Here is a 23,895-nt window from a genome sequence, read left to right on the forward strand (position 1 = left end):
TATCGGGAAATTCCGGTGCGGGGCCACAGCCTGGCCCACGCGCTTATCAACAGACCTGAAGGTGGCCGCGCCCGAATTCAACCCCTACTCAATGCTGAGCGACCCGCGGTACATCTGCATCTGGCAGGTAAACGGGTACTTGCCGGGCTCTGCTGCGGGCAGCCTTACCGGCGTGCGCTCGCCCACGGCCAGCTGTGCACTGACCTCCAGGTCGGGGAACAAGACATACTCCGCGCAGGGGCTGGGATCTTCGCGGCGAAAATAGAGTGTGGCGGGCTCGCCCGCCGGCAGGCGAATATGGTCCGGCTCGTAGACGCCGTCTTTCACCAGGACTTCCATTTCCTCATCCGTGGCGCGGACTGGTTCCGATTCACGACCGGCTTCCGCCAGCCAGAACCACCAGACGATCGCCACGATCAGTACCAGCCCGGTAACGTTCACCAGTAATGTCATCATTGCGCCTGCCCTCCGGTCGCCGGTTCATTTGTATTACTCTTGCCACTGCCCTGCGGCTTGAAAAAGCGCAGCCGGTTGGCATTGGAGACCACCGTTACTGACGACATGGCCATGGCTGCGCCGGCGATGACCGGGCTCAGCAGGGCACCGGTAAACGGGTACAGCACACCGGCGGCAATGGGAATCCCCAGGGTGTTATAGATAAAGGCCCCGAACAGGTTCTGCTTGATATTGCGCAGCGTCGCCCGGGACAGTTCGATCGCATCTGCGACACCATGCAGCGAGGAGCGCATCAGCGTCACGTCCGCGGTCTCGATGGCCACGTCGGTACCGGCACCAATGGCAAAACCCACATCCGCGCGTGCCAGCGCCGGGGCATCGTTGATACCGTCGCCGGCCATACCCACCTGCTCACCACTGCCCTGCAGTTCGCCGATGATTTTTTCCTTGTCCTCCGGTTGCAGCTCGGCGTGCACCCGGTCGATGCCCAGCTGACGTGCCACCGCCTGGGCCGTGCCCTCGTTGTCACCGGTGAGCATTTCGATGCGCAGGCCGAGTTGCTGCAGGCGCGTCACCGCTGTTTTGGCATCCTCGCGCAGCGGGTCTGACACGGCGATGATGCCGGCCATTTTTCCATCCACCGCCGCGTACATTGCCGTGCGGCCCTTACCCGCGAGTTCCTGTACCCGCTCGCGCCAGCGGCCGGCGTCAATTTTTTCCCGCTCCATCAGTTTGCGGTTGCCCAGGAATAGCACCTTGCCGTCGACACGGCCGGTAACGCCGTGGGCGGTAATCGCCTCGAACTCTTCGGTGCGCAGGAATTCGACATCCCGGTCACGGGCAGCGGCCACTACCGCTGCCGCCAGCGGGTGCTCCGAGCCCTGCTCCAGGCTCGCCAGCAGTTGCAGCAGGTCGTCGGCACTACCGGCGAAGCCATCGTCAGTTTCGATTTCAGTGAGTTTCGGTTCGCCCTCGGTCAGGGTGCCGGTCTTGTCCACCACCAGCGTGCGCAGCTTGCTCGCCTGCTGCAGCGCCTTGCCATTGCGGATCAGTACCCCGTGCTCGGCGCCCTTGCCCACGCCGACCATCACTGACATGGGTGTCGCCAGGCCGAGCGCGCAGGGACACGCGATAATCAGTACTGCGGTCATCACCACCAGCACATGGGCGGCGCGCGGCTCCGGGCCGAAATTGAACCACGCCAGCGCCGCCAGCACCGCAATGATCATTACCGTCGGCACGAAGATGGCCGAGATGCGGTCCGCCAGCCGCGCGATGGGTACCCGCGAACTCTGGGCGTTCTTCACCATCTCGATAATTTGCGCGAGGCGGGTGTCGGCGCCGACTTTTTCCGCACGAAACAACAGGGTGCCATTCTTGTTCAGGGTACCGGCGGACAGGAAATCCCCCTCACCCTTTTTCACCGGCACCGGCTCGCCGGTGAGCATGGACTCGTCAACCAGGCTGCTGCCTTCCTCGACGGTACCGTCCACGGGGATTTTCTCGCCGGGCCGCACCCGCACGCGGTCATCCACGCGCACCTCTTCCAGCGGCAGGTCGCGCTCCTCGCCGTCGCGCACCACGCGCGCGGTGGGGTCCTGCAACTCCAGCAGTTTTTCCACCGCCGCGCTGGTGCGACCGCGGGCGCGCAGTTCCAGTGCCTGCCCCAGGTTGATCAGGCCGATGATCATGGCGCTGGCCTCGAAGTAGACATGCCGCGCCGCCTCGGGCAGCAGTTGCGGGGCCAGCACCACCGCCATGGAGAACAGCCAGGCGGCGCCGGTACCCAGCGCCACCAGCGTATCCATATTGGCATTGTGGTGACGGAAGGCACGCCAGGCGCCGGTAAAGAAATGCCCGCCGCAGTAGACCAGCACCCCCAGGGTCAGCAGGCCCACGGCGCCCCAGGCCAGCTGCTGCGACGGCGTATTGACCATCATGTCACCGCCGAGCAATCCCCACGCCATCAGCGGCACACCCAGGCCCAGCGCCAGGGCGCAGCGCAGCAGCAGAGCGCGGTAATGGCGCTGCTCTTCCTCGTGCTGCTGTTCGCGGCGTTCCCGCTCACTGGCGCGCACCCGCTCGGCACCGTAACCGGCGGACTCCACCGCGGCGATGCACTCCGCGTCACTGGCCTCACCGGACACCTGTAGCGTCCGGTCCGCCAGATTGACGCGCGCTTCGGCTACGCCCTCGACAGCCCCCAGTGAATTCTCGATCTTGCGCACGCAGCCGGCGCAGGTGACGCCCTCCAGGCGAAAAGTCCGGGGCGAAGTTGTCGTTGTTTCCGCGCTCATGTTCTCTCCGTTATCAACTGGACGCGTTCTCGTGGCTGCGACTTACGCCCACAGGCAAGCGGACCAGTTCGATGTTTGGGACACGCGACAGAGAATAAAACCCTGCCCCGGGGGCAGGGCAAGCATCCTGACACCGCAATGGGGAATCGAAGGCAGCGTTATGCCGGCAGCAGCACCCCGATCACCAGCCAGATAACCGCCAACGTCGCCAGCACCAGCAAGATACGCTCACTCAGGCTGTCGGTTTTCAGCCCCGGCAGCCCTTTTGCCTTCCAGCGCCAGATAAGGAATACCAGTCCCTGCAGGGCAAACAGCAGGTTCAGGAACAGGGTGTAGTCCACCTTGAAGAATTCGCGGTCGGTCACCGTCTTCGCGGACGACGGGTCCGGCAGCAGGTCGAGGGCGGCGAACCCGTAGTGCAACAGCAGCGCAGTGCTGACAAGGATCAGCAGGAATACCCCGAGGATATACAGCGCCATCTTCCAGCCGTAATACTGCGCCTGGATACGCAGCACCGGCAGCACCACCAGGTCGCTGAAAATAAACGCCATGATCCCGGCAAAGGCCACCCCGTTATCGAACAGCACCGCGGCCAGGGGAATATTGCCCATGGAGCCGATAAAGGTAAAAAAGGCGGCCACCGGCCCCACCAGGCACTGCAACAGCACTTCCCAGAAAGCGGGGTCCGCTTCGCCGGAACCGACGAACAGGCTGCGGAAAAATGACTGCGGCACGAAGGCAGCGATGATGCCCGCAACGGTGAAACCCACCGTGACGTCCTTCCATACCATGTGCCATTCCATGACGTACTTGCTCGCCACCATGCGCCAGCCCTCGCGGCTGCGGATAAGCTCGCGCCATTCGGGCACCTCGCCGTCGTCGTCGCTGGACTCCTCGGCAGAGCGGGCGCGCTTGCGTGCCTTCTTGACCAATCCCTTCGGTGCCGTCAACCGCACCACCAGCCACATCAGCAGGATCAGCAGCACGCCGCCGGCATATTCACCCACCACAAACTGCCAGCCCAGGAACACCGCGATCACGATGCCCAGCTCGATGACCAGGTTGGTGGACGCCAGCAGGAAGGCCAGTGCCGGCACCAGCCCGGCGCCCTTGGCAAACAGGGCGCGCGTGGTGGCCAGCGCGGCAAACGAACAGGAACTGGAAATAAACCCGAAGAAGGTGCCCAGTCCCACACTCCCGGCGCCCGCCTCCCCCATGCTGCGCCGCATACGCTCGCGGGTCACAAACACCTGGATCATGCTGCTGATCAGGTAGCCGAGGCCAAAAGCCCAGAAAGCCATCCAGAACAGGCCCAGGGTGGTGACGGCCGCTTCGTGCCAGGTGGACAGGAATGCCTGCATGGTCGAGTCTCCAGTTCGGCCGACCCACGACGGGCCGCACTTTCACTTTAGCGAAACCCGGTCCCCCCTATCGGGGGAAACCACGTACTGTGCCGGAGAACAACACAGCCCCGACCCGGCAGTCAAACCCGCAACGGGCCAATTTCGGTGCCGGAAGACCTCTGCGGGAGGGCGGCGGGGGTGATAGAATCGCGCCATGAAACACCCCCTGCTACCGGAAAGACCCCTGAGCCTGTCCCCTACTCTGGCCGCCACCATCGGCCTGGAGGAGGCGGTATTGCTCACGGCACTCGGCGACCTGCTGCCCTTCCTGCAGCCGGAATCGCACCCGGGACGGGAGTGGTACACCGCCGAGGGAGAACAGCTGCAGCTGCTGCTGCCCTTCTGGGAGCCGGCGGACATCCAGCGCGTGGCCACCAGCCTGCGCAACCAGGGCGCCCTGCTGCTGGGCTCAGCCCCCTACGGCACCAGCATGCAGCTCAAGTTTGCCCTGCCCGGCGAACACCGGCGCCCGGAGCCCACAGGCCACATCGACCACTCCCCGCGAATGCAGGAGCCACCGCCCCCGGAACACAACGCCCGCAGCGCCAATACCATCGGACCCGGCTGGCAGCCGGACCGGGAGACCCAGGCCCGTATCGCCCAGCTGGGAGTGCCCGAGCATTTCTGGCGCGAGCAGCTGCCGGAATTCGTCACCTACTGGCGCGAGCGCGGCGAACCACGGCATTCCTTCGGCTCGCTGTTCCTCAAGCAGGTCAAGAGCCGCTGGGAGGCATTTCGCGCCACCGCCCAGCGCAAGCAGCCCCTGCCGCAGGGCTGGTACCCGGGTGAGGACACCCTGCGCAAGCTGGCGGACGAGGGCGTACCCAGCACCTTCGTGCAGCGGGCCCTGCAGCGCTTCGTCGACTACCACCGCTCCAGCGGCAAGCAGTCCATCTCCTGGGACCTGGAGTTCAATGACTGGGTCACCGAGGACTGGGAGAAGCAGGACACCCCGTTTATCGAGAAGCGCAAGCCCACCCCAATGACCCGTGACTGGCAGCCCAGCGAGCACACCTGGGAGCAGCTGCGCCGGCTGGCGATCAACCCAAGTTTTGCCGCCGAGCTGCTGCCCGAATTTATATACAAGTGGCTGGAGCGCGGTGGCCACAGCGCCCGTTGGGGGGAGCTGTTTATCGAGTACGCACGCGAGGAATGGGCCTACTACTGCCAGGGCATTGAAAAGAACCCGGTAGCCAAGCCCATAACACGCAACTGGCAACCCGGTGGTGACTGCTTGAGCCACCTGGTAAACCAGTGTGAAATAGACCGCGACTTCGCCCTGTCGCTGGTCCCCGAATTTATTATCTACTGGCGGGGCCAGAATGCGGCGCGCAAGAGCTGGGACGCCGTGTTCGTCCGCCATGCGCGCTACCAGTGGGCAGAGCGCAACAAGCTGGCGATAGGAAAGACCAATGGCACGCAGCAACACACCGACAACCAGAGAACCCGGGACCGCTCCGTCCTCGACATCGTCACGGACACAGACTGGTAGCGGAGCCGGCGACGAACAGCTGAACGAGCGCAAGCGGGCCCTGAACGAGGTCTTCGGCCTGCTGAAACTGAGCTATCACAACCAGTTCAATTCGGCCTTCCCCGACACCGAGACCCTGAACCACGCCAAGCGCCTGTGGCTGGAGTCCCTGGCGGCCTTTTCCCCGGCGCAGATCGTCGCCGGGGCCAAGCGCGCTATCCGCCAGAGCGAATACCTGCCCACGGTACACAAGATGCTGCAGCTGTGTGCCGCCGGCGACAACGGCCTGCCCGAGGCCCGCGCCGCCTATCGCGAGGCCTGCAACGCCCCCAGCCCCAAGGCCGCGTTCAACTGGAGCCACCCGGCGGTCTACCACGCCGGCCGCGAGGCCAACTGGTTCTTCCTCGCCAACAACCCGGAACACGTGGCCTACCCGGTGTTCGCCGAGCACTACCGCAAGATCTGCGCCCGGGTGCTGGAGGGCGATGCGCTGCCCGCACCCGAGCAGCCCCTGCTGGAGGAAAAGCCCGGCGAGCCACTGAGCAAGGCGGAAAACGCCGAGCGCATGGCGCAACTGCGGGCAGAGCTGGAACTCTAGAGACCCTCTCGCGCCCGGCCCGTCCGGGCCGATAAAAGGAAGCAACCGCCAAATTTCATCCCGTGGCAAACAATCCGCGTAGGGTTGGGGGAAGATAGACCCCGATATCAACCGAATGCAGGTATTGCCATGCCCAGGCCCCATGTTCTGCTCGCGGTACTCACCTCCCTTACCCTTGCCCTGCCCGCCAGTGCAGACTTTTATTCCCACCGTTATGTCGGCGTCAGTGTCGGCGACGCCGGCCAGGGTAATTTCTGCCCACAGGCGTCGGACCGGGTGCAACGTTTCAGCTTCAACGGCGAACCGGCCCGGCTGCTCAATTGCGGCGAGGGCGGCGAGACCTGGAAGCTGTACACCGGCTGGCGCTGGAGCCCCTACTTCGCGGTGGAAGCCAGCCTGCAGCAACTGGCCAGCAGCGACCTGGACTTCGAATTCCGCAATGCGCGCGGCGAGTTCCTGCGCCTCGAGGATGAGCTCGAGACCTACCTGGTCAACGCCTACGCCGTGGGGCACTGGCCGCTATACCGCGGCCTGAGCCTGTTTGCCAAGGTCGGCGGCGGCGCCTGGAATATGGAGCTGTCCGAGCGCCAGGCGGGTGAATTCCTGTTCCGGTTCCAGCAGGAAGACGGCACTATCACCGAAGAGCTGGTACCGGTAAACGGCAGCAGTGGTGCAACCGATAACGGCTTCCACTACGGCTACGGCGCCGGCATCAGCTACCGCCACCACAACAACTGGACCCTGCGGGCCGAGTGGGAGACCTTCAGCGATATCGGCAGCGGCGAGCTGCGCGGCGAGTTCGACGTGGAGACCGCATCGCTGGGGTGGAGTATGCATTTTTAGGCCATAACAATCGCTAAAACCCAGCCACTCCGTAGGAGCGGCCGCTGGCCGCGACTCAGGCACGCATATGGATATGCCGATAGCTCACTCACGAAAAGGACATCGTTCACTACGCCGGGGCCGGGTTTCCATGCCCGGGCAGGTATACCTAGTAACCACCTGCACTCACCAGCGCCTACCAATATTCAAAGATTTCACATTGGCACGGCAGGCCTGCACATCTTTTCAGGACCCTTCATTACTGGGCGATGCCAGGATGCTCGCCTGGGTATTGATGCCCGATCATGTGCACTGGCTGATACAGCTTGGAAATTCCTTTGACTTGAGTGAACTTATCAAGCGTCTCAAATCTTCCAGTGCATACCAGGTTAACCAGTGTCTGCATCAAGAAGCGATTTGGGAGCGCGCCTTCCATGACCGCGCACTACGAAAAGAAGAAGGGGTTATCGAAGCGGCACGGTATGTGATTGCCAATCCTTTGCGCGCGGGGCTCGTACAAAACGTCGGGGAATATCCGTTCTGGAATTCTGCCTGGTTATAACCCGGGAATTGTCGCGGCCAGCGGCCGCTCCTACATGATCGTGTTAAGTGCCATAGGAGCGGCCGCTGGCCGCGATTGTTATCCTACCACTTCATCATCGGCAATGGCCGCAGCGGATGCCGGGGTAGCCAGCGCAGGGCGCGCCTGCCCAGGCTTTTGTGGAAACCCGCATTGGGGAAAGCGCGACGCACCTCTTCCACCAGACCGGCGTCCAGCCCGAAACGGACCAGGCCGCAGGAAAAATCCACCAGGTCACCACGGCGGAACAGTTCCACCAGCGGCGCGTACTCGCCGCGATACCGGCGCAGTTTGTGGTGCTCGCTGATCATCAGGCGCACCTCGTCGCACCAGCCTTCCCGACCGTTGTGCTTCAGGTATTGCATCGCCGGGGTAATAGAGGGCGGGAGATAGTCGACGGTATCATCGACCCAGATACCGATATCGTGAAAGGCGCCGGCAATCACCAGCTTCTGCCGCTCTTCCTCGCTGCATTCACGCAGTGCAAAGCAGAAATGCAGCATGCGGTAGACGTGATTACGGTAGCCCGGGTATTCCGGGCCAATACATTCCCGCCAGTCAGCCAGTATCTCTTCCAGCAGCGGGATCTTCTCTTCGATTTCCATAGGTGATCACCGGGTTATCCATCACAGCCCACCCCGCGACCAACACATCACAGGGCCGACAGGAGAAGTTACTGCAGTTGCAGCTGTTCCTCAATATCCGCCCAGGACACCAGCTTGAAATTCTGCGGCCCCGCGGGCATGCGCTTGCGCCCGTCCTGCACCACCAGCAGGCCACCCGGGTAGTCATCGCCCAGGGCCGCACTGGTCACTGCCAGGCCATCGGTTTCCGAGCTCCCGTCGATACCCAGCGCCAGGTTGATATCGACCCGGAAATGGCCGATAAACTCGCTGCCGTCGCGGGTATAGAGGGCGTAGCTGTCATTGCCCTGGCTGGAGACCACCAGGTACCCGCGTTCTCCATCGTGGAAAATATCGATACCCTCCACGTCCGCCACCAGCTGCCGGTCATCGACTTCCACCAGCAATTCCGGTTGCGCATTGCCGGCCAGGAATGCGGCGATATCGAGGCGCCATATACCACGGTCCTCCTCACCGAAGAACAATACGCCACGCTCGTCATCCACGACACAACCCTCCACCTGGCTCTGCACCGGCAGTTTTGCCCGCGGCTGCAACTGCCATTCCAGCGGGTCATCGCCCAGCTCGATCTCCGCCAGGTGCAGGGCGCCATCCTTGTCCGATACCCATACCATGGTGCGCCCGTCGTTGCGGTACATGCACAGGCCATACGGGTCCTGCAATCCCATCTCGCGTAACCCCAGGTGTTCCACATCGCCACTGCGGTGGATACCAAACAGGTTTACGCCCGGCGTGGTTCGGTTCGACGTGGCCGCCAGTGCAGCAAAGCGGCCGCTGTCCACCGGTCGCAGGTCGACGTTGTTTACCCGCCCGACAACGAACTGTTCCTGCAGCCGGCCGGACAGGTTGTATACATTGAGGCCGCGCTTCTTGTCGGTTCCCAGTACCAGGCTCTTGCTGCTGTCCTTCGGGTTGACCCAGATTGCCGGGTCATCGGCGGCATCGCCACCGGATGCCACCGGTACTGTCTGTGCCCTTGCGCCAACGGTAGGGATCTGCGGTGCGGCGGTTGCCGCAGTCGGTGACTCTTCCGCAGGCCCGGGCTCCGGTAGCTGCACCGCATAACGCTGTACAGCATTGCTTTCCTCTTCCAGGGCAAACAGCGCATCGCTCTGCCGTGCGATGGAGACCGGTTCCAGTTCCTGCAACGCGCGGTTATAGATCGCCTCGCCCCGCGGCCCTGACAGTGGAAAGGCTTCCACACGGTCGCCGCTGGCCAGCCACAGCAGGTCCCGGTCGGCGTCCAGCCACAAACCGCCGAACTGCTCGCCCAGGGTATCGCCGGCAATAAATACCGCGCGTTCCTCGTCGCGTTCCGCACTGGCATTCAGGCTCCAGACCCCCAGCGGCGGCTGCGATACCAGCAGCCGCTGGCGCTGGTCGTCCACTACACAGCTGTTGACCTGCTGGCCGAAGTGCAGCGGGCGCAGCTCGGTGAACAACCAGGCCTGGTCGCGCGGGTGAACCACATATTCATGGCCGAGGCCATTTTCATCGATGGTATACAGGTGGGAGCGATTGCCCTGGCGGGAGAAGCACAGCGCTGTCTGCGGTGCCGCAACCTTGAGCATGCCCAGGTATTTCATCCCCGGCTGGCCGCTACTTGGCTCGACTTCAAGTGATCGCAGGTGCACCTGGCCGTCGTCCTCATCGAAGGCCGCGACCAGCCAGCTGCCGTCCGCGCGCGACTGCACGGCAAAGCGCTCGACACTGCCGCCATCGAGGGAAGCGGCCTCGCTGCCGTCTTCCCGCAGCAGGACCAGGCCACGCACCTCGCTCGCCAGCAGCAGGTAATTTTCCCCACCCAGTGCCAACGGGGCGACCTGGCTGGAAACCACACCGGAGAGCTCGAGGGTGCCGGAAGCCTGGAGGGCCTGGGGCGAGCTCTGCACGGATTCTCCGGGTCGCCTATCACAGCCCGCCAGCAACACCACCACAGCGGCAACCGGCGCGATTTTCGACAGAATATTGAGTGCCATCGTCTTCGTTTTTCCGCAAAGTATCTTTAAGAATATGACAAATTTACGCCAGCTTTGTGGCAAAAGAATGACCCGCGGGGCTCTATGCGCCGCGCCGGGATAGTCCCGTGACCACCAGCTGCCCGAGGGGTCCCTGGTCGGGGTAATGACAGGGGCGAGCAAACAAAATGATGAGCGAACTTGCGCCAAAATCCAGGCAAATAAAACTGGCAGGCAAAAACGAATGGGGCCGGCAGGACCTGTCGACAGCTCCTGCCCCGGTCCACGGCTGGCAGGTTACAACCCATCAGCAACAGGAAGCCGGTCCCCAACCCGGGGGCCCGGCTTCTGCTGCTATTCGCTCCCGGCTCTATCCCGCTGCTATCCCGACTCTAGACTTTAGAAGGTGCTGTAAGTCAGGCCCAGCGCGTAGGTGGGACCATATTCCTCATACTGGCCGTTATAGCCAGAGTTCTCGACAAAGAACGGCTCGTCGGTGAGGTTGACACCGCTGAAGGTCAGTTGGAGCCCGTTACTGAAGCGGTACCTGGCCGACAAATCTACCTGCATGTGGTCGGATTCATACCGGTCTCCCGCGGCATCCTCCAGGTCCACTTCGAGCAGGCGCTCGCCCTTGAACGTGGTGGCCAGGCGCAGGCTCAGTGCATCGCGCTCGTAACCAACGATAAAGTTGCCCACTATATCTGCCTGTGAGGGCAGTGATATCTCGTCGTTGCGCCCGGCACCAGCCCCGGGGCCAAGGCTGGCTTCCGAGTCTGCGAAGGTGGCATTGGCACGCAACAGCAGGCCGTTATCGAAACCGCGGGTCCATGACAGCTCGGCGCCGGTCAGGGTTGCAGTGTCGCCGTTGATCGACTGCAGGACTTCCGCGTCCTCTACCGGCAGACTGCCCACATAGCGGCTGAAGTCCGTAGTGCTGGCCACGTCTGCGGTCACGATAAAGTTATCGATACGCTTGTGGAAAATGCCCGCTGAGAACATGCCCAGGGCATCGGCGTAATACTCCGCAGTGAAGTCCAGGTTCTGCGCTTCATAGGGATCCAGTGCCGGGTTGCCTGCTTCCACCTCCAGCTCGCCTTCATCGTATTCAATGGTTTCCGGTGACGGGTTGAGTGCACCAAACGCGGGTCGCGACAGGGACTCGGTATAGGCGGCGCGCAGAACGATATTATCGTTATAGTCGTACTTGAAGTTCACACTCGGGAACAGCTTGCTGTACTCCTGTGCAAAATTCACCGGGGAAACATAAACGTCTTCGGCAACTTGCTCCGCACCGGGAATGGCTTCACCGGACTCAACCACCTGGTTTCCCGCGGCGGAGAAGTCGGTCGACTCGTAGCGAACGCCGTATACCAACTGGGCACGGTCCATCTCAATGCTGTTCATGACATACAGCGCAGAAATATCCTCGTTCATGGCATAGTCGCGTGCAGAGTCCAGGGCGGTATCGGTTTCATCCACTGCAAAGCTGGACAGGCTGGCGTCGATGAAGTTATTCAGGCCACCCATATTAATCCCGGGACCAAAGCGGCCCAGGCTGTAGTCGACATTGTTCATGGCGAAATCAGCCAGGGTAAAGTCGCCACCAAAATCGTCGTAAACCACGGCATTCAGGTCACCGGTCTTTTCCCGGCGTCGCTCGTGCAAACCGAATTTCAGCTCGGAAGGGTTACCGGCCAGCTGTATTTCGCGGCTGATATCGATGCGGAAGCTGACCTCCTCATCCTCGGTAAAATTGTCCTCGATCACAATCTCGTCGAGCTTGTAATTGGACGCATCCATCGCCGCTTCGACATCACCAGCACCGATGGCCAGGGTGGGTTTTTCCCCGGCACTGGTGTAGCCCAGCTGCAAGCCTTCCTGTACAAAATCTGTATCGCGGCGGTGTGGCTCGGCTTCCTCGGCATGGGAGTAGCCCAGCGCATATTCAACGCCCCATTGACCCAGGTCATGCTCTCCGCCAAAGACCATGGAGAGGATCTGCTGCTCCTCGAAGCGGTCCTTCAACGACTTTTCCAGTGCCGCGTCGTTCCATACCGCAGAGCTGGCTGTGATAGTGGCCGGATTATCATTTTCCTCATCCAGCTTCCAGGAATTACGCTGGCGCTCTTCTTCATCGGAGAAATCGGAATAGAGGGTATGCAGGTAAAGCAGGCTGGTCTCGCCCAGGCTCAGGTCGAAATTGGCGGCCAGGCCGGTACGCTCGCGGGTCACGGTGTAATCGCGCTGCTCAATCTCGGCGGCCCCAAAGCCCTCACTGCCATCCTCCGCGGTAAGCTCCTCCCAGATGCCATCTGTCTCCACATTTTCAGAGCCGAATTTTCGTTCCTGGTGGCTCGCGGCAATCGCTACCCCCAGCTCGCGACCGCCATCCAGCTCGAATACCCTGGTGAGGGTACCGGCAAGCTTCGGGCTGTTCTCCTCCTGCAACGTGCTGTAACTGTTCTCGACACTCAGCTTGAACTGCTGGCCATCCTGGTCCAGGGCATTCAGGCTCTTGATCTCAATGGCACCGCCGATGGAGTCCGCGCTCATATCCGGCGTGAGCGTCTTGAATACTTCCAGGCTGGCAAGCAGGTCGGAGGGGATCACATCCATGGCCACGGCCCGGCTGTCGGTTTCCGGCGCGGGCAGGCTGACCCCATTAATAGTCGCCGCATTCAGGTTCGGGTCGATACCCCGCACACCGACGAAACGCCCCTCCCCCTGGTCGCGGGCGATAAATACACCTGGCATGCGCTGCAGTGCTTCGGTGACGTTGGCGTCTGGCAATTCGCCAATCGCATCGGAAGTCTGCACCGCAACAACTTTGTTGGAGCGGCGCTGGCGCTCGATATCACTGCTGGCGTTGGCCGCCTGGGCAGTCACCTCGATGGTTTCCAGGGCGCCTTCCCCAGCCTGTGCCACTGCATTCACAGAAATAACCGCAGCAGCGATTGCCGTTAGCGGCAGTGTAACGAGTGCGACCCGGGTCGATCGGTTTTTCATAAGGTCCCCATTCCTTTTTATGGCAGGTGTTCGATGGGGCGCAGGTTAGACGTCGGGCGTGACTGTTGGGTGACATTTTGTTGAAAATTGTGGCACCGCAGGCATCACTGATCGTTCACTGAATTGTCACGGGACACTGGCAGACTCCGATGCCCACTAAACTACTATGAGGTTGCAAATCTGTGACAGCGAGCCCTGGTCACTGTCACAGAAAGAGCCGGAGACAAAATGAAAAAGCTGCCGCCAGACCCGTCCCGCCGCACTCTCTTCAAAGCGATAGGTGCCCTCGGTGCAACCGGTGCCACCAGTGGCCTGCTATCAGCGTGCAATCGAAGCCCCGGGCTTGACCGGGCTTCGCTGACTTTTACCGAGGTCCCCCACGGCCTGGATGCCAGCCATCACCTGCCCGAGGGTTATCGCGCCGACGTGCTGCTGCGCTGGGGGGATCCCATCCAGGCGGGGGCCGGTGTATTCGACCCGGAAGGGCTGACCGCGGCAGAGCAGCAGCAACGCTTTGGTTACAACAACGACTTCATTGCCTTTATGCCACTGGCCGAGGACGCCGGCCCGGGGGATGGGGACAGGCACTGCCGCAGCGACAGCAGCAAGCGCGGCCTGTTGTGCGTCAACCACGAATACACCCAGCCGCACCTGATGTTTCCTGGCTACAACGATGAGTACAGCGCCACCCGCGGCGTGAGCGCCGAACATGTGGCCATCGAGCAGGCCGCCTGTGGTCACGCCATCGTGGAGATCGAGAAAACCCCGGCTGGCTGGCAGGCAGTGCTGGACAGCCCCTACAACCGCCGCATCACCCTCGGCACCGAAATGGATATCGTCGGCCCCGCCGCCGGTGACCCGCGCCTGCAGACCGCCGCCGACCCCAGTGGCACCCGGGTGTTCGGCACCGTGGGAAACTGCGCCGGCGGCAAGACCCCCTGGGGCACGGTATTGATTGCCGAAGAGGGCTTCGGTGGCGCTTTCCAGGGAGACCCGGACGCCATTGCCGACCCGGTAGAGGCCCGCAATCACCATGCATTTGGCATTGCCCCGGACAATCGCAACTGGGGTGACCATGACCCGCGCTTTGATATCGGCGTCGAGCCGCATGAGCCCAACCGCTTCGGCTGGATGGTGGAATTTGATCCCTACGACCCGGAATCCCGCCCGCGCAAGCTGACCACACTGGGACGCTTTGAACACGAGGGGTTTACCCTGGCCTGCAAGCCAGGCCAGCCAGTGGTGGCCTATGGTGGTGATGACGACGAGGGCCAGTTCGTCTATCGCTTCGTCTCCGCCGAGGCCTACCGTCCGGGTAACCACCGGGCCAATCGCAACCTGCTTACGGCAGGCACCCTGTTTGCCGGGCAATTCAATGCCGACGGCAGCGGCCGCTGGCTGCCGCTGATCTTTGGCGAGGGTCCACTGACACCGGAAAACGGTTTCCGCAACCAGGCTGACGTCCTTGTAGACGCCCGCCGCGCCGCCAGCCTGCTGGGCGCCACGCCCATGGACCGGCCGGAGGATGTGGAGACCAACCCGGTCAACGACTGCACTTACGTCATGCTGACCAAGAACAAGAGGCGCGGCGCCGACGACACCAACGCCGCCAATCCCCGCCCACGCAATGCCGCCGGCCACGTGCTGGAAATCGTACCGCCGGGCCGGGATGGCGAGCGCGACCACACCAGCGACATTTTCCGCTGGCATACCTTCCTGCTCGGCGGCAACCCCAACGCCGAGGACCCGAACGAGCGCGGCGCCTACGGCCAGCAGGTGACCGGGGCTATATCGCCGCACGGCTGGTTCGCCAACCCGGACAATGTTGCGTTCGACCACGCCGGCAATATGTGGGTTGCCACCGACGGCTGCGAGGACTTCGGCTTCCATGACGGCCTCTGGGCCATGGCCACCGAAGGTGAATTACGCGCCGCTCCGAAACATTTCTTTGGCTGCCCGCAGGGCGCCGAGGTGTGCGGGCCGGAATTCACCCCCGATGGCACCACCCTTTTTATCGCCGTGCAGCATCCCGCCGACGGTGGCCGCTCAAGCTTCGACAACCCCATGCATCGCTGGCCGGACAATGACCCGGCCCTGCCGCCGCGGCCCAGTGTGCTGGCGATCAGCCGGAAAGATGGCGGCGTAGTGGGAAGCTGACAGGTTGGCTGCTGGCTCGTAAATGGATCGCGGTCGGCACTCAGATGGAAAAGAACTGCTGGATTCCCACCAGCACATTGGTGGTGGCAACCGATGCGAGGATCAGCCCCATGACCCGGCTGACGATACTGGCGCCAGCATTGCCAATCCAGCGGTGAATCCACTGTGCGGTAAGCAGCAACAGGAGGACGATCCCCAGCACCGCCAGCATTGAAGTGGCGGTGCGCATCTGGTGGATCGGGTCAAAGCGGTAATTGTCGGTCAGTACCACTGCCGCCAGCATGGCCCCGGGCGAGGCGATGGAAGGTACCGCCAGCGGGAATATCGCCGTCTCGTGGCCACTCCTGGCGATCTCGACTTCCTGCTCCGGCTTGCCCTCACCGAAAATCATTGTCAGGGCAAACAGGAACAGCACCACACCGCCGGCCACCTGGAAGGCCGACAGGGGCACGCCGATGGTCTCCAGCAGGTACTGGCCGGCGAGCAGGAAGAACAGCAGGATACCGGTGGCTACCAGCACCGCGATGATCGCGATCTTGCGCTTCTGCCATTCCGCATGCCGCGCCGTCACGGCGATAAACACCGGCAGCGTGCCCACCGGGTCGATTACGGCAAAGAAAAAGACAAAGCTACTGATCCAATCGTTCAATGGCTGCTCCGGCGCACCGTGCTACTATCGGCTAGGAATCACTTGTAGGAGCGGCCCATGGCCGCGATCCACCCGGGACCGGGAACTGTCGCGGCCATGGGCCGCTCCTACGGCAATGGCCTTGAAATACGAAGTCTAGTGCATGACCAACCACTCCCCGACAGCCCGGCGAATCGCCAAGACCATCCTCAATGGCTTCGACGCCTATTTCGCGGACTTCCAGAATATTACCCTGGGGGCCAAGGCACGTTTTGAGACTGCCGCCTGGCAGGGCGTCCACCACGCCAACAAGGAGCGCATCGACCTCTACAAGACCAAGGTCAACCAGGTGGTAAAGCTGGTGCACTCGGTTACCAGCAAGGACACCACCATGCTGCAGCTGTGGCGCGAGGCCCGCGCCACTTTCGCCCAGCTGATCGCCAACCACAGCAACTATGAAATTGCCGAGACATTCTTCAACTCGGTTTTCTGCAAGCAGTTCGAGCATGCCCATATTCACGACAGTAACCTGTTTGTGAAACCCTCCCGGCCACCGGACGACAAGCCGCTGCGGGACTACAGCATCTATATCAGCTACAGCGGCAAGCACGGCCTCGAGTGCATGATCGAGGACATCCTCAACGACTATGGTTTTTCGATCCCCTGGGAGAACCAAGAGCGGGATATCAAGAATATCTGTGAGGCCCTGCGGGCCAGGCCACTCTCCCACGTGACCGATGAAAAACAGTTGCGCGTGGATATGCTGGAGTCGGTGTTCTACCGCAACAAGGCCGCTTACCTGGTGGGCAGGCTGATGTACGGTGGTGAGGTGATCCCGCTGATACTGCCGTGCCTGAACAATGGCCGCGGCGCCATTTTCGTGGACACGGTGCTCTACAGTAACGATTCCGCCAGCATTATCTTCAGTTTCACCCGCTCCTACTTCATGGTGGACGCCCCCATCCCGTCGCGATTCGTGCGTTTCCTCTCCACCATCATGCCACTCAAGGAGCGCTCGGAGCTGTATAACTCCATCGGCTTCCACAAGCACGGCAAGACCGAGTTCTATCGCCATATCCTGGCCCATATGAAGGTGAGCAATGACAAGTTCATCATTGCCCCGGGGATCAAGGGCATGGTGATGAGCGTATTTACGCTCCCCTCCTACCCGGTGGTATTCAAGGTCATCAAGGACAGGTTCGACCGGCCCAAGACGGTCACCGAGGAAATCGTCAAGGACAAGTACAAGTTCGTATCCCGGTCAGACCGGGTCGGGCGCATGGCGGATACCCAGGAATACACCAATTTCATTTTTTACCGCAACCGCTTCAGCGACGAGCTGCTGGAAGAGCTGCAGGAGCTGGCTCCCTCCAAGCTGCAGATCGACGACAAATGGGTGATCATCAAGCACCTGTATGTGGAGCGGCGCATGGAGCCACTCAACCTCTACCTGCAGGACGCCAGTGATGAGGAGGTACGCGAGGCCATGGAGGAGTACGGCAACGCCATCAAGCAGCTGGCGGCCGCCAATATCTTCCCGGGTGATATGTTGTTGAAAAACTTTGGCGTCACTCGCCACGGCCGGGTGGTGTTCTACGACTACGACGAGCTGTGCCCGCTGACCGAATGCAACTTCCGCAAGATTCCGGAACCCCAGACCGCAGAGCAGGAGTTGTCTGACCAGCCCTGGTATACCGTGGCCGAAGCAGACGTATTCCCGGAGGAATTCCGGCTGTTTTTCTCCGGCAACCCTTTTGCGCGGAAGGCGTTCGAGAGACAGCACAGCGACCTCTACGACTACCGCTACTGGCAGCGCCTGCAGGACCGCATCCGCGACGGCCATATCGAAAGCGCCTTCCCCTACCGCCGCAAATGGCGCTTCAGGCGTCGCTCCGGCAAGAAAGCGAAGGCGCAATAACAGCACCCCGGTAGCGGCTATAGTGAAAGGGACAGGGCTCTCCCGGGAGGCGCCCCGCATCTAAACCGTACCAGGAGTTGACTGTGCAGTTTTACGGCGCGGCATTATTGGTTGGCATCATGGCAGTGGCTGGTCCCGGCTGCGGTTACCTGCCCAGCGAGCTGAATGGCGGCAAGAAAAGCGACCGCGGGCATGCGCGGGTGGTGGCCAAGCAGCACACCACCAGCTGTGACGCCCCGGCGCGTGGCTTCCGCAAGGTCAGCTTCTCCCGCCTGTATCGCACCACCGGCGACCGGGATACTCCCTTCGTGGAAACCAGTGAACACCCCGCCCAGTATGACGTTTACGCCTACGTATGGGGCTACGGCAAGTGCGGTGCCTCCGGCGACTGCGCGGCGGGGGATCACTACTGGCTGATCGAGCGCGGCCCCGGCAATGAATTCAGCACCTGGGTGGTCACCCCTCAGTACCCCCGTATCACGATCCAGTCGAAGTGCAGCGACCGGCTGAAAGTGGGCAAGCGTTACCGCTTCTCATTCAGTCGCGGCCACCTGGTCGGCTTCAGTCGATAGCGGCAGCCTGTCCTGGGCTTTCTTCAGGAAGCGATAGACCGAATCCTGCGCCCGGCAGCCACGGGCACCGTGGCCGGCGATACGGGTGTTGCTCTGGTCGCGGTCGAGTATCCGGGCCTTGCGGTTGTCACGCCACTGCAACTCCATGATCTCCCGCACCGTATCACGATGCTTCTGGTCCCAGATGGGGAAGGTGACCTCTACCCGGTGATCCAGGTTACGGGTCATCAGGTCTGCGGACGACAGCCACACTTCTTCCTCGCCGCCGTTGTGAAACATATACACCCGTGCATGCTCCAGGTATTTGTCCACCAGGCTGATCACCTCGATATTGTCAGACAGGCCCGGCGTCTCGCAGACCAGTGAGCACATGCTGCGCACAATCAGGCGAATGCGCACACCGGCACCACTGGCACGGTAGAGCCGCGCGATGATTTCGCTGTCCACCAGGTTGTTGCACTTGAAAAACAGTTCGGCTCGCTCACCGCGCTCGGCAGCCTGGATTTCCCGGTCAATGGCGTACAGCAACGCCGGCCGGTTGGTATAGGGTGACACGGCAATATGCCGGTACTCGGGACGCTGGTGTGTGTACTGGATGAACTCGAACACGTTGTACACGTCCTGCCCCAGCCTCTGGTCACTGGTCAACAGGCTGAAATCGCAGTAGACGCGCGCGGTGCTCTCATTGAAGTTGCCTGTGCCCAGGTGACTGTAGAATCGTTGCTGGCCGTTTTCCTCCCGCAGGATCGAGATCAGCTTGCAGTGCACTTTCAGCCCTGGCACCCCGTATATCACCTCGACACCGGCATCACGCAGTTCGTTGGACCAGTGAATATTGGCCAGTTCATCGAAACGTGCCTGCAGCTCCACCACCGCCACGACGCGCTTGTTATTGCGCACCGCATTGATCAGTGCGGCCACCACACGGGAATTGCTGGCCACCCGATAGAGGTTGATGCGAATCTCCCTTACCTGGGGGTCGATGGCCGCGGAAATCAGCAGGTTGCTGATCGCCCGGAAGTCGTGGTACGGATAGTAGAGCAACTGGTCACGGACATTCAGCAGCCCGAAGACACTCTCCTTTTCCGGCAGGGTCTCGAGTGGTTGCAGCGGCTTGTAGCGATGCCGGGCAGATTCCGCCGGGAATTTCATGAAATCCTTGGAATTATGGTAGCGCCCGCCCGGGGTATAGCTGTCAAAGCTGCCCATCCGCAGCTTTTTCTTCACCAGGTTGAATACCACTTCCGGCATGGCCGCATCGTAAGCCATCCGTACCGGGTCCGCCTGCTTGCGTTTTTTCAGGGACTTGGCCACACGCGCGACGATATTCTGCGTGATTTCCTCACTCAGCTCGAGTTCCGCATCGCGACTGATCTTGAACATGAAGGCTTCCGCACGCTCGATGGGCAGTACATAGCGGAAAACATCCACCAGGCAGGCACGGATGATATTATCGAGGACGATATAAACCTTTTCGTGATGTCCTTCCCGCGGCGGGATCACCACAAACCGTGGCAGTGTATCAGTAGGGATCTCCAGGGCCGCGAAACGCTCACTACCATCTTTCAGCTTTAAGTAAATAGCGAAGTAAATACTCGCCTCATTCAGCAGCGGCATATTTTCCCGGTCATCGATAAAGAAGGGCTCCAGCTCCGGCAGCACCTCGCTGTGAAAATACTCCTCCACGAACGTGCGCTGTTTGTCTGTCAGCTGGTTCTCGCTGACCAGGTGGATATTATGCTGTCCCAGGTCCGAGAGCACCTTGGTATAGGCAGCGTATGAGCGCCTTTGCAGGCGCAGTACCCTCTCATTGATACTGGCCAGCAGCTCGGAAAAATACTGCTTCTTTTTTGCGCTCTTGGCAAAAGTCGCTACCCGCCGCACATCGGCAACCCGCACACGATAGAATTCGTCCAGGTTACTGGAGAAAATACCCAGGAAGCGCACCCGCTCGATAATGGGTACGCGCTCGTCCTCCACCTCCTGCAGGACGCGCTCATTGAAGGAGAGCCAGCTTAGCTCTTTGGGATATACCGGTGTATTGTTAACCATGTACCACTTGCTAGATTCTTTTGGGCGACTGAGATGATACGGCCCGGCGGATGCGGTGGATGCAATGAATGGATGCGGCGGATGCAAAGGCCCCCCGCTACCCTGTAGCTCTATCCACATTGCCCCGCTCGCGTATCTGCGCCAGTATTTTACGTACAGCGATTATTCTGCCCGGCTCCACTGGCAATGCTCGCAGGTGACGGCGGGCCCGGTTTTATTGTATCGCCGGATAATAGTAGGGCAGTTTGCTACATTCAGATGACAATTTTTTGACAGGAACAATAATGCTGCATGACGCCGAACGCTACGCGGCACTGGATCTCGGCTCCAACAGCTTCCACCTGTTGCTGGCCGAATTCCGCGACCAGCGCATGGTGCGCCTGCATACCGACCGCGCCATGGTACGGCTCGCCGCGGGGCTGGACGACGAGCGCAACCTGGACCCGGAGGTGGCCGAACGCGCCCTGGCAGCCATGCAGAGATTCCGCCCGGTGCTGGAACAATTGCCTGTGGACCATGTGCGGGTAGTCGGCACCAACACCCTGCGCGCCGCCAGCAATGCCGATGGCTTTATGGAGCGGGCCGAGGCGATTCTAGGGGTTCCGATTGACATTATCAGCGGTATCGAGGAAGCGCGGCTAATCTACTCCGGCGTCATCGCCGCCGCGGATGGCCCGCCACGATTGCGCTGCGCAGTGGATATTGGCGGCGGCTCCACAGAACTGGTGCGCGGGCGCGAAGTACCCCATGAATTGCAGAGTCTCTACATGGGTTGCGTGGCCTACAACCGCCGCTTCTTTGCCGACGGCAAAATAGACGCCGCCAGGAAAAACAGCTTTACCCGCGCGCGCCGCGCCGCCAGCGCCGAACTCCAGGGCCTGCGCCACTTCGCCGAAAACTGCGAGGCCATCGGTGCCTCGGGCACCATCAAGGCGGTGGCGCGGGTGCTGAACAATGGCGAACTGCTCGACATCGAGCGCGACGCGCTGGAGGGGCTGGCAGAACGCGTGGCAGCCTGCAAGACCGTCGCCGACCTGGACCTGCCGGACTTCGACGAGGAGCGCCGCCCGGTATTCGCCGCCGGCCTGGCGATCCTGCTGGCGGTGTTCCGCGAGCTGGATATCGAGCGCATGCGGGTTTCGCCCTACGCGATCCGCGAGGGCATCGTCCACGACCTGGCCGGGCGCCTGCACGGCGGCGACCGCCGCGCGGATACCGTCGCGGATATGATGCAGCGGGGGCAGATAGACCCGGACCAGGCACGCCGGGTGGTGAATACCGCCGAGGACCTGCTGCTGATGCTGCGCCCGGAATGCCCCCACGACCAGCGGCGGCGCCTGCAGTGGGCGGCACAGTTACACGAGCTGGGCCTGGCACTGTCCCACAGCAATTCCCGCAAGCTGGGGGCCTATATGATCGAGAAGGCGGACCTGGCCGGGTTTGGGCGCAGTGAGCAGGAGCACCTGGCGCACCTGGTGCGCAACCAGCGCGGGCGCATCAAGCCGCCGCGCGAGCATTACGGCTTCCACCCCAATCCCGACCTGTTGTTGTGCCTGCGACTGGCCTGTATCGTGCACCGCGACCACGCCGACCACGACCTCGATGGCGTGGAACTCAGTGCGGGCGGGGAACACTACCGCCTGCGCCTGTCCCGGCAGTGGCTGGAAAGCAATCCGGCGATCGAGGACCTGCTGTACCAGGAAGCGGAGCACTGGCAGTCACGTTCGCCGGGGCTGCTACTGGAGCCCTACAATTAAAGGCACTATGAAAAAACTGGACCAGGTCACCCTCAGCCATCACTTTGCGGATCTCGGCGACGCCTTCGGCAGCCGGGTCGATCCCGCCCCATTCGAGCGCCCGCACCTTATCCACGCCAACCCGGCGGTGATGGCGCGGCTGGGCATCGACCCGGCCGAGGCCGGTAATCCCGCGTGGGCGGAGCTCGGCTGTGGCAAGCGCCTGTTCCACGGCAGCCGGCCATTCGCGATGAAATATACCGGCCACCAGTTCGGCGTTTACAACCCGGACCTGGGGGATGGCCGCGCCCTGCTGCTCGGCGAGGTGGAACACGATGGCCGGCTCTGGGAACTGCACCTGAAAGGCGCCGGCAAGACACCCTATTCGCGCTTCGGTGACGGCCGCGCGGTGTTGCGCTCCACCATTCGCGAATACCTGGCTGGAGAGGCCCTGCACGGGCTGGGCATCCCCACCACCCGCGCCCTGTGCATTGTCGGCAGCGACGAACCGGTGGCCCGCGAGCAGATCGAGACCGGCGCCATGCTCATCCGCGTAGCGGAGTCCCATGTCCGCTTCGGCCACTTCGAGTACCTGTTCTACACCAGGCAACTGGAGGCGCTCCACCGGCTGGTGGAATTCACCTGTGCGCGCTTCCTGCCCGAAGCAGTCGATTTGCCCGCCGCAGAGCAGGCCGAGGCCCTGCTGCGCTTCGCCACCCGCCGCAGCGCCGAGGTGGCCGCCGGCTGGCAGGCAGTGGGTTTCGCCCATGGGGTACTGAACACCGACAATATGTCGATTATCGGTGATACCTTCGACTTCGGCCCCTACGGTTTCCTCGACGATTACGAACCCGGTTTTATCTGCAACCACTCGGACCACACCGGCCGCTACGCCTTCGAGCAGCAGCCCGGTGTCGTGCTGTGGAACCTGAACGCCCTGGCCCACGCCTTTTCGGACTTTGTCAGCGCCGATACGCTGAAGGACTGCCTGGAGGAATTCCAGCCGCTGCTGATCGAGGAATACGCGGCGCGCATGCGCAGCAAACTGGGGCTGGAGAGCGCCGATGATGCCGACCAGCAACTGTGCGCACAACTGCTGCAACTGCTGGAGCAGGCCGGTGCCGATTACACCCTGTTCTTTCGCGCACTGGCCCACTACCGGGGTGAACGCCCGCCCGCAGCACTGCAGGAGCTGATCCCGGTGGCGCAGCACGAGGCCCTGGATCACTGGCTCAACCACTACGACCAGCGGCTGGCCCACGAACAGCGCGACAGCCGCAGCCGTAACCGCGCCATGCTGGCGGCCAACCCCAAGTACATCCTGCGCAATTACCTGGCACAGAAAGTGATCGATGCCGCCGGCAACAATGATTTCCGGCCCCTGGAGACCCTGTTCGGGCTGCTGCAGGCGCCGTTCGACGAACACCCGGACCACGAGACCTGGGCCGCCGCCCCGCCGGACTCGGGCAAACACATGCCCATCAGCTGTTCTTCCTGAACCCGGGCAAACAGGATGCTCCGCTGGCAGCTAAACTGAAAACAGATTCCTGCTCCTGTGGTGACCTGTTGTAAGATGGTGGTCACCTGAAGCAAC

The 23,895-nt window shown here is 62.0% G+C and carries 17 protein-coding genes; 9 read left to right on the forward strand and 8 right to left on the reverse strand.

Translation table 11 applies throughout. The annotated features are described in order from the left end of the window. Nucleotides 1-84: 84 nt before the first annotated feature. From LVD10_RS07465 to LVD10_RS07475, 3 genes are all read right to left on the reverse strand, one after another. Nucleotides 85-456: a cupredoxin domain-containing protein gene (locus LVD10_RS07465; RefSeq protein ID WP_233006390.1), complete on the reverse strand. Its 372-nt coding sequence runs from the start codon at nt 454-456 to the stop codon at nt 85-87. Next, nucleotides 453-2,753, reverse strand: a complete 2,301-nt coding sequence (locus tag LVD10_RS07470; RefSeq protein WP_237062793.1) for a heavy metal translocating P-type ATPase — start codon at nt 2,751-2,753, stop codon at nt 453-455. Before LVD10_RS07470 ends, LVD10_RS07465 begins: the two co-directional genes overlap by 4 nt. 158 nt (nt 2,754-2,911) lie before the next feature. Next, nucleotides 2,912-4,114 (reverse strand): permease, encoded by a 1,203-nt coding sequence (locus LVD10_RS07475; protein WP_237062795.1) that lies wholly within the window; start codon nt 4,112-4,114, stop codon nt 2,912-2,914. Between the two features lie 196 nt (nt 4,115-4,310). Between LVD10_RS07475 and LVD10_RS07480 the strand changes: the two genes are divergently transcribed. From LVD10_RS07480 to LVD10_RS07495, 4 genes are all read left to right on the forward strand, one after another. Next, nucleotides 4,311-5,648, forward strand: coding sequence for a DnaT-like ssDNA-binding domain-containing protein (locus LVD10_RS07480; RefSeq protein ID WP_237062797.1), 1,338 nt, complete (start codon nt 4,311-4,313; stop codon nt 5,646-5,648). Beyond that, complete coding sequence (locus LVD10_RS07485; protein WP_237062800.1) at nt 5,569-6,225, forward strand: replication protein P; 657 nt, start codon at nt 5,569-5,571, stop codon at nt 6,223-6,225. The genes LVD10_RS07480 and LVD10_RS07485 overlap by 80 nt, the downstream gene beginning before the upstream one ends. 129 nt (nt 6,226-6,354) lie before the next feature. Beyond that, nucleotides 6,355-7,068, forward strand: coding sequence for an outer membrane beta-barrel protein (locus LVD10_RS07490; RefSeq protein WP_233006395.1), 714 nt, complete (start codon nt 6,355-6,357; stop codon nt 7,066-7,068). A 73-nt stretch (nt 7,069-7,141) separates the two neighbouring features. Next, the gene (locus LVD10_RS07495; protein ID WP_439651227.1) at nt 7,142-7,609 is read left to right on the forward strand and encodes an REP-associated tyrosine transposase; all 468 of its coding nucleotides are present in this window, start codon (nt 7,142-7,144) and stop codon (nt 7,607-7,609) included. An 83-nt stretch (nt 7,610-7,692) separates the two neighbouring features. Here the strand turns inward: LVD10_RS07495 and LVD10_RS07500 are convergent, their stop codons facing one another. From LVD10_RS07500 to LVD10_RS07510, 3 genes are all read right to left on the reverse strand, one after another. After that, a complete protein-coding gene (locus LVD10_RS07500) occupies nt 7,693-8,232 on the reverse strand; it encodes an HD-GYP domain-containing protein (protein WP_233006397.1) in 540 nt (179 codons plus the stop codon). A 68-nt stretch (nt 8,233-8,300) separates the two neighbouring features. Next, entirely contained in the window at nt 8,301-10,250 is a 1,950-nt protein-coding gene (locus LVD10_RS07505; protein ID WP_233006398.1) for a phytase, read from the reverse strand. Between the two features lie 378 nt (nt 10,251-10,628). After that, entirely contained in the window at nt 10,629-13,238 is a 2,610-nt protein-coding gene (locus LVD10_RS07510; protein WP_237062803.1) for a TonB-dependent receptor, read from the reverse strand. A gap of 228 nt (nt 13,239-13,466) precedes the next feature. Between LVD10_RS07510 and LVD10_RS07515 the strand changes: the two genes are divergently transcribed. Further along, nucleotides 13,467-15,395, forward strand: a complete 1,929-nt coding sequence (locus LVD10_RS07515) for a PhoX family protein (RefSeq protein ID WP_237062805.1) — start codon at nt 13,467-13,469, stop codon at nt 15,393-15,395. A gap of 40 nt (nt 15,396-15,435) precedes the next feature. Here LVD10_RS07515 and LVD10_RS07520 read toward each other — a convergent pair whose 3' ends face one another. Then, nucleotides 15,436-16,044, reverse strand: coding sequence for a MarC family protein (locus LVD10_RS07520; RefSeq protein WP_233006401.1), 609 nt, complete (start codon nt 16,042-16,044; stop codon nt 15,436-15,438). A gap of 142 nt (nt 16,045-16,186) precedes the next feature. Between LVD10_RS07520 and aceK the strand changes: the two genes are divergently transcribed. Both aceK and LVD10_RS07530 read left to right on the forward strand, forming a co-directional pair. Further along, a complete protein-coding gene (aceK, locus tag LVD10_RS07525; protein WP_233006402.1) occupies nt 16,187-17,941 on the forward strand; it encodes a bifunctional isocitrate dehydrogenase kinase/phosphatase in 1,755 nt (584 codons plus the stop codon). Nucleotides 17,942-18,024: 83 nt separating this feature from the next. After that, entirely contained in the window at nt 18,025-18,513 is a 489-nt protein-coding gene (locus tag LVD10_RS07530; protein ID WP_233006403.1) for a hypothetical protein, read from the forward strand. Here the strand turns inward: LVD10_RS07530 and ppk1 are convergent. Then, complete coding sequence (ppk1, locus tag LVD10_RS07535) at nt 18,475-20,565, reverse strand: polyphosphate kinase 1 (RefSeq protein WP_233006404.1); 2,091 nt, start codon at nt 20,563-20,565, stop codon at nt 18,475-18,477. The two genes, LVD10_RS07530 and ppk1, sit on opposite strands and share 39 nt — an antisense overlap. 284 nt (nt 20,566-20,849) lie before the next feature. Here ppk1 and LVD10_RS07540 point away from each other — a divergent pair, with 284 nt between their 5' ends. Further along, a complete protein-coding gene (locus tag LVD10_RS07540) occupies nt 20,850-22,322 on the forward strand; it encodes a Ppx/GppA phosphatase family protein (RefSeq protein WP_237062807.1) in 1,473 nt (490 codons plus the stop codon). A gap of 7 nt (nt 22,323-22,329) precedes the next feature. Next, complete coding sequence (locus tag LVD10_RS07545) at nt 22,330-23,799, forward strand: protein adenylyltransferase SelO (protein WP_233006406.1); 1,470 nt, start codon at nt 22,330-22,332, stop codon at nt 23,797-23,799. Nucleotides 23,800-23,895: the final 96 nt, after the last annotated feature.

It is taken from the genome of Microbulbifer zhoushanensis (assembly GCF_021729055.1).
Lineage (GTDB): Bacteria > Pseudomonadota > Gammaproteobacteria > Pseudomonadales > Cellvibrionaceae > Microbulbifer > Microbulbifer zhoushanensis.